We start from the raw sequence: 6493 nt of genomic DNA, 5'->3' as shown, positions 1-6493 counted from the left end.
GGGACGATCGTCACGCCCCGCCGTCCCGTGCCCATCTCCACCAGGCGCCGCGCCTTCCGCCCACTCTCCTCTGCCTTGGCCGCGCCTTCGTGGCCGGCCACGAGCGCGGCGCAGAAGCGCTCCTGCTGGACGGGGGCGCGCAGGACGAGCTCACCGTCGGTGAGCAGGACGTCCGGGGCGCGCCGCAGCGCGGCCAGCAGCGCCGCGAGCGCCGCGGCGAGCTCGTCGGCCCCGCGCGGATCCGCGGCGGTCGCGACGTCGGCCACCACGAGCACGCCCGGCGCCTCCCGTCCCGCGTCCTCGAAGGACATGAGCTCGCCGTGGTGCGCGCTCTGCCGCCACGCGACCTGGCGCAGGCCGTCCCCGCGCTCGTAGGGGCGCACGCCGGACGTCTCGCGCTCGCCGGTCCGCTCCGCCAGCCGCTCCGAGCGGCCCTCGCCCACGCGTCGCACGAGCTCGGGCGAGACCGCGGGCGGCACGCGCACCTCCCGTCCCGCCGGGTCCACGCGCGTCGCGCGCCAGAACCCGAAGGCGTCGCGCCAGGACCTCCGCACGCTCCGCTGCCGGTAGAGCCCGCGGCCGGCTCCGGGGGCGTTCAGGCTGCGCACCACGTCCCCACGCTGGTCGACCTGCGCCCAGGACTCCTCGGGCGCGCGCTCCTCGGACAGGAGACCCGCCACGCGCGACCCCGTCCGCGCCCGGCGCGCCAGGAGCACGCCCGCGAGCCCCGCCGCGCAGGCGGCGAGAAGCGCGAGCCCGGCCGCGGACGGGGCCAGCCAGCTGCCGGCCGTTCCGGCCGCGAGCAGCGCGGCGCTGCAGACGAGCTGGACCGCCCCGCGCGGCGTGAGCGCGAGGGTCCGCGTGTCCCCATCCCGCGCGCGACGGGGTCGTCGCGGGCCCCGCCCGCCCCTCTCGCCGCGCCCGTCCATCACCGGCGAGGGCGCGGGGCCGCCACACGTGTCATCAGGCGCACGAGCGTCGCGCGCTGCTGGGCCGCCTGCGACGTGCCCGGCTGCGCGTCGCGCAGCACCAGGCGGTGCGAGAGCACGGCGGGGGCGAGGGAGCGGACGTCCTCGGGAAAGACGGCGGTGCGGCCGTCGAGCAGGGCGTGCGTCCGGCTGATGGCCACGAGCGCCAGCCCCGCGCGCGGCGAGGCGCCCAGGCGCACCTCGGGGGCCTCGCGCGTGGCGGAGAGCATGCGCAGCGCGTAGTCGGCCACCTCGTCGCCCACGTGCACCCGCGCGGCCAGGTCGCGGAAGCGTCGCACGTCGCCCAGGTCGCAGACCGCTCGCACGCGCGCCACGGGATCGGCGCCGGAGACGCCGGCCAGCATCGCGCGCTCGTCAGCCTCGGCGGGGTAGCCCAGGCTCGCGCGCACCATGAAGCGGTCGAGCTGCGCCTCGGGCAGGGGATAGGTGCCCTCCATCTCAACGGGGTTCTGCGTCGCCATCACGAAGTAGGGGTCGGGCAGCTCGTAGGTGGTGCCGTCCACCGAGACCCGGCCCTCCTCCATGGCCTCCAGCAGCGCCGACTGCGTCTTGGGGTTGGCCCGGTTGACCTCGTCGGCGAGCACCATGTCCGAGAAGAGCGGCCCGGGATGGAAGGTGAAGGCGCGCGCCTCGGGGTCCCACACGCTCACGCCCGTGAGGTCGCTCGGGAGCATGTCGGGCGTGAACTGCACGCGCGTCACGCGGGCGCGCACGACGCGCCCCAGCGCCCGGGCGAGCGTGGTCTTGCCGACGCCGGGCACGTCCTCCAGCAGCAGGTGGCCGCCCGAGAGCAGGCACATCACCGAGAGCGCGACGGCCTCGCGCGAGCACGAGAGCGCCCCGGTGAGCTCGTCGGCCAGCGTCTCCCCCAGCCGCGCCGCCCACGCGACGTCGCGCGCGTCCCAGGACTCGGTCATGGCCATGATGGCTCCCCTCGTCGCCTTCCACCATGGTAGCAGCGATGGGTTTCCCGGTCGTTACGTCCCGGCGGCCCCGGCGTGCGGCGCTCCCGCGGGCGCGCGCCGCTCCCCGAGCGCGGGCGCCCGCGAGCGGCGAATTGCTATGCTAAAAGTTCCGGCGGACCGGCCGGCAGGGAGAACGGGGGAGACATGGTCAAGACGCTGGTTCTCGTTCGGCACGGCGACCCCGAGGCGAGCGCGCCCTCGGGCCAGGACCTCGACCGGCGGCTCACGCCGTCCGGGGCCCGTGCGCTCAGGGTGAGCTACCCGCGCACCTTCGCCCTTCTCGGCGACGACCCGCAGCTCCGGGTCTGGAGCAGCCCCGCCGTGCGCGCGCTCGAGACGGCCGACGTCGTGGCCGCGGCCACGGGTGCCGAGGACATCGAGGTCCACCAGTCGCTCTACGCGCAGGACGCGGCGGCGTTCCTCGCCGAGCTCGAGGCCGCGGACGCGCCGTGCGTGGTGGCCGTGGGGCACGCCCCGTTCGTGGACACGCTGGCGGCGCGGCTGGTCGGGCAGTGCCCGTCCTTCGGCAAGGGCGCCGCGGCGGCCATCTCGCTGGCGCCGGGCGCCGAGCGCGGCGAGCTGCTGTGGTTCGTGGCCGGCCCGCGCACCTCGTCGTGGCAGGAACTCGCGGTCGTGGAGCGCGCCGTGGCCGACGCCGCCGACGAGCTGCTCGCGCGCTGCCGCACCTTCCTCGACGCGCCCGACGACCCCGCGGCCCTTCTCGACTTCCGCCTGGCGCTGCGGCGCGTGCGCTCGCTCGTGCAGTTCCTGGCGCCCTGGCAGTCCAAGAAGCAGGGCCGCCGCTGCGAGCACCTGCTCAAGGACCTGCAGGCCGCCACGGCGCGCCTGCGCGAGCTCGACATCCTCTCGGAGTGCGTGGACGGCCTCGTGGAGAGCGGCGAGCTGGGCGAGAACTGCCTGCTGCCGATGGCGTGCGCCAAGGAGCGTGCGCTCGAGCGCGCGTCGGTGATCACGCACATGCGCAAGAGCCGCGCGCGCAAGGCCCTCGCCAAGATGGCCGACGACCTCGCGCACCTGCGCTGGAAGTCGCGCGTCGCCGAGGGCGGGCTCACGGCCGACGACCTGCGGGCGCGCTTCGACGCGCAGTTCGACGAGGTCGACGAGGCGCTCTTCGGGCTTGACCTGCGCGACGGCGACGCCGTCTACGTGGCGCGCCGCGACGCCAAGGAGATGCGCTTCGTGGCCGAGCGCCTCGGCGAGGTGCTGGGGCGCGAGCGCGCGCAGTCGAGCGAGACGCTCGACGAGATCCAGCGCGAGCTCCGGGCCCTCTCGGACGCGCGGTCGATCCGCCGGCTGGCCGACGAGTGCTCCAAGAGCCCCCGCTTCCGCGGCGTCCGCGCCGACCTGGGCGTGGTGGCGCGCGACCAGGCCGAGGTGGTCTCGGCGATCACCTCCGGCATGGAGCGGCGCGAGCGCGGCGTGGGGGACGAGGCCGAGGGCGACGCGGCTCCGGACGCGGTTGGCGAGAAGGACGACGCCGCGACCGACGCCGCGGACGGCGAGGAGGCCTAGCGTGGCCGCGGGGCAGACGCCGCGCGCGGACGGCATGCGCGTGGAGCGCGACTCCATGGGCGAGATGCTCGTGCCCGCGGGCGCGCTCTGGGGCGCGCAGACCGAGCGCAGCCACGAGAACTTCCCCATTGGCACCGAGCGCATGCCCGAGGGCATCGTGCGCGCGTTCGCGCTGGTCAAGAAGGCGGCCGCGCGCGCGAACTGCCGGCTCGGCAGGCTCGGCGAGGCCGAGCGCGACCTGATCTCGGACGCCGCCGACGAGGTGCTCGCCGGCGCGCACGACGACGACTTCCCGCTCGTGGTGTGGCAGACCGGCTCGGGCACGCAGTCCAACATGAACATGAACGAGGTGCTCGCCAACCGCGCCAACCAGCTCGCCGCCGAGCGCGGCGTGGCGCTCGAGCGGCCGGTGCACCCCAACGACACCGTCAACATGAGCCAGTCGTCCAACGACACCTTTCCCACGGCGCTGCACGTGGCGGCCGCCCGCGCGGTGACCGAGCTCCTGCTGCCGGCGATCGACCGGCTCACGGCCACGCTGCGCCGCCTCGAGGAGGAGAACGCGGGTGTGGTCAAGAGCGGGCGCACGCACCTGCAGGACGCGGTGCCCATCTCCTTCTCGCAGGAGGTCTCGGGCTGGCGCGGGCTTCTCGAGGGCTCGCGCGAGGAGTTGCTCGCCGCGATGCCGGGGCTCTACCGCCTGGCGCTCGGCGGCACGGCGGTGGGCACCGGCCTCAACGCCCCCGAGGGCTTCGACGTTGCCGTAGCCGCGGAGCTGGCCGACCTCACGGGCCTGCCGTTCGAGACCGACCCCAACAAGTTCCGCGCGCTCACCGGCAAGGACGCCGTGGTGTTCAGCCACGGCGCGGTCAAGGGCCTGGCCGCCAACATGATGAAGATCGCCAACGACGTCCGCTGGCTCGCGTCGGGCCCGCGGCTGGGCCTGGGCGAGATCACCATCCCGGCCAACGAGCCGGGCAGCTCCATCATGCCGGGCAAGGTCAACCCCACCCAGTGCGAGGCCGTGACGATGGTGGCCGTGCAGGTCATGGGAAACGACGCCGCGATCGGCTTCGCCGCGAGCCAGGGCAACTTCGAGCTCAACGTCTTCATGCCGGTCATCGCCTACGACTACCTGCAGTCCGTGGGGCTTCTCGCCGATGCGATCGTCTCCTTCGACGAGCGCTGCGCGAGCGGCATCCGCGCCAACCGCGAGAAGATGGACGAGAACCTCCACCGCTCGCTCATGCTCGTGACCTGCCTCAACCCCTACATCGGCTACGACAACGCCGCGCGGGTGGCCAAGAAGGCCTTTGCCGAGAATACCTCGCTGCGCGAGGCGTGCGTGGCGCTGGGCCTCATGACGCCGGAGCGCTTCGACGAGGTCTTCCACCCCGAGCAGATGGTGTAGGCGGTGCGACGGCATGCCGGCCGCATGTCGCTGCGCCCTTCTCGGCGTCCGACGCGGCCAGCGCGGTGCGGATGTCGCGGCGCGGGCGCCCGAGCGGATAACGCGCAGAATCAAGCACAACTTTCTATATCCGCAGGTCAAAATAACGCACATGTCCGATTCTGCGCGTTAATCTTTTGCTGCAGCGTCCGTGCACGCCCGCCTGCCGCGCTATCATGGTCGGACCCAAAAGAAAGGACCCCCATGGCAGAGCAGAGCATCGGCACCCGCTGCGTCCAGGCCGGCTACACCCCCGGCGACGGCGAGCCGCGCCAGATCCCCATCGTCCAGTCCACCACGTTCAAGTACGACACCTCCGAGCACATGGGCCAGCTCTTTGACCTGGAGGCCGAGGGCTACTTCTACACGCGCCTGCAGAACCCCACCAACGACGCCGTGGCGGCCAAGATCGCCGCGCTCGAGGGCGGCACCGCGGCCATGCTCACGAGCTCCGGCCAGGCGGCCAACTTCTTCGCGCTCTTCAACATCTGCGAGGCGGGCAGCCACATCGTGGCGAGCTCGGCCATCTACGGCGGCACGTTCAACCTCATCGCGCACACGATGGCCAAGATGGGCATCGAGTCCACGTTCGTCTCGCCTACGGCCACGCCCGAGGAGCTGGAGGCGGCCTTTCGTCCCAACACGCGCGCCGTCTTCGGCGAGACGATCGCCAACCCCGCGCTCGACGTGCTCGACATCGAGGCCTTCGCGCAGGCGGCCCACGCCCACGGCGTGCCGCTCGTCGTGGACAACACCTTCGCCACGCCGATCTACTGCCGGCCCTTTGAGTGGGGCGCCGACATCGTGACGCACTCCACCACCAAGTACATGGACGGCCACGGCTGCGGCGTGGGCGGCGCGATCGTGGACTCCGGCAACTTCGACTGGATGGCGCACGCCGACAAGTACCCCGGCCTCACCACGCCGGACGAGTCCTACCACGGCATCGTCTTTGCCGAGAAGTTCGGCCAGGGCGGCGCGTTCATCACCAAGGCCACGACCACCCTCATGCGCGACCTCGGCTCCATCCAGAGCCCGCAGAACGCCTTCTACCTGAACCTGGGCCTCGAGAGCCTGCACGTGCGCATGCCGCGGCACTTTGAGAACGGCCTGGCCGTGGCCCGCTACCTCAAGGGCAGCGACAAGGTGGCCTCCGTGCGCTTCCCGCACCTGGAGGGCGACCCGTACTACGAGCTTGCGCAGAGGTACCTGCCCGAGGGCGGCTCGGGCGTCGTGAGCTTCGAGCTCGCGGGCGGGCGCGCCGCGGCCGAGAAGTTCATGGCGGCGCTGCGCCTCGCCGCGATCGAGACGCACGTGGCCGACGCGCGCACCTGCTGCCTGCACCCGGCGTCGTCCACGCACCGTCAGATGACCGACGAGGAGCTCGTGGCCGCCGGCATCTCGCCGGCGATGGTGCGTTTCTCGTGCGGCCTGGAGGACAGCGCCGACCTCGTCGCCGACATAGAGCAGGCGCTCGCCGCGATCTAGGGGTGGGGCCGGGCGGCGGCCCTTCACGCGGAAGTGCTTCGCGCTACGCGCTCAGGAACTTCCGCTTA

5 protein-coding genes are annotated in these 6493 nt (G+C 73.2%); 3 read left to right on the top strand and 2 right to left on the bottom strand.

The window, feature by feature from the left end; all coding sequences use genetic code 11:
* Both ACWTSU_RS02065 and ACWTSU_RS02060 read right to left on the bottom strand, forming a co-directional pair.
* A partial coding sequence (locus ACWTSU_RS02065) for a hypothetical protein (RefSeq protein WP_455138222.1) occupies positions 1-929 on the bottom strand: 929 nt, incomplete at its 3' end.
* Complete coding sequence (locus ACWTSU_RS02060) at positions 929-1912, bottom strand: AAA family ATPase (protein ID WP_455138221.1); 984 nt, start codon at positions 1910-1912, stop codon at positions 929-931. The genes ACWTSU_RS02060 and ACWTSU_RS02065, both read right to left, overlap by 1 nt.
* Positions 1913-2098: 186 nt before the next feature.
* Here ACWTSU_RS02060 and ACWTSU_RS02055 point away from each other — a divergent pair, with 186 nt between their 5' ends.
* The 3 genes from ACWTSU_RS02055 (at position 2099) to ACWTSU_RS02045 (ending at position 6425) form a co-directional block, all read left to right on the top strand.
* The gene (locus tag ACWTSU_RS02055; RefSeq protein WP_455138220.1) at positions 2099-3487 is read left to right on the top strand and encodes a CHAD domain-containing protein; all 1389 of its coding nucleotides are present in this window, start codon (positions 2099-2101) and stop codon (positions 3485-3487) included.
* Between the two features lies 1 nt (position 3488).
* Positions 3489-4898, top strand: coding sequence for a class II fumarate hydratase (gene fumC, locus ACWTSU_RS02050; protein ID WP_455138219.1), 1410 nt, complete (start codon positions 3489-3491; stop codon positions 4896-4898).
* Positions 4899-5141: 243 nt separating this feature from the next.
* Complete coding sequence (locus tag ACWTSU_RS02045) at positions 5142-6425, top strand: O-acetylhomoserine aminocarboxypropyltransferase/cysteine synthase family protein (RefSeq protein ID WP_455138218.1); 1284 nt, start codon at positions 5142-5144, stop codon at positions 6423-6425.
* The last annotated feature ends 68 nt before the right edge of the window (positions 6426-6493 follow it).

Source organism: Thermophilibacter sp. (assembly GCF_966187215.1).
Note: the sequence above shows the minus strand (reverse complement) of the source record. Positions and strands in the feature narration are given on the sequence as shown.

Excerpts from the sequence above, each read along its gene's own strand:
- ACWTSU_RS02055 (WP_455138220.1), top strand. The coding sequence starts at position 2,099 with ATGGTCAAGACGCTGGTTCTCGTTCGGCACGGCGACCCCGAGGCGAGC.
- ACWTSU_RS02060 (WP_455138221.1), bottom strand. The coding sequence starts at position 1,912 with ATGGCCATGACCGAGTCCTGGGACGCGCGCGACGTCGCGTGGGCGGCG.
- ACWTSU_RS02045 (WP_455138218.1), top strand. The coding sequence starts at position 5,142 with ATGGCAGAGCAGAGCATCGGCACCCGCTGCGTCCAGGCCGGCTACACC.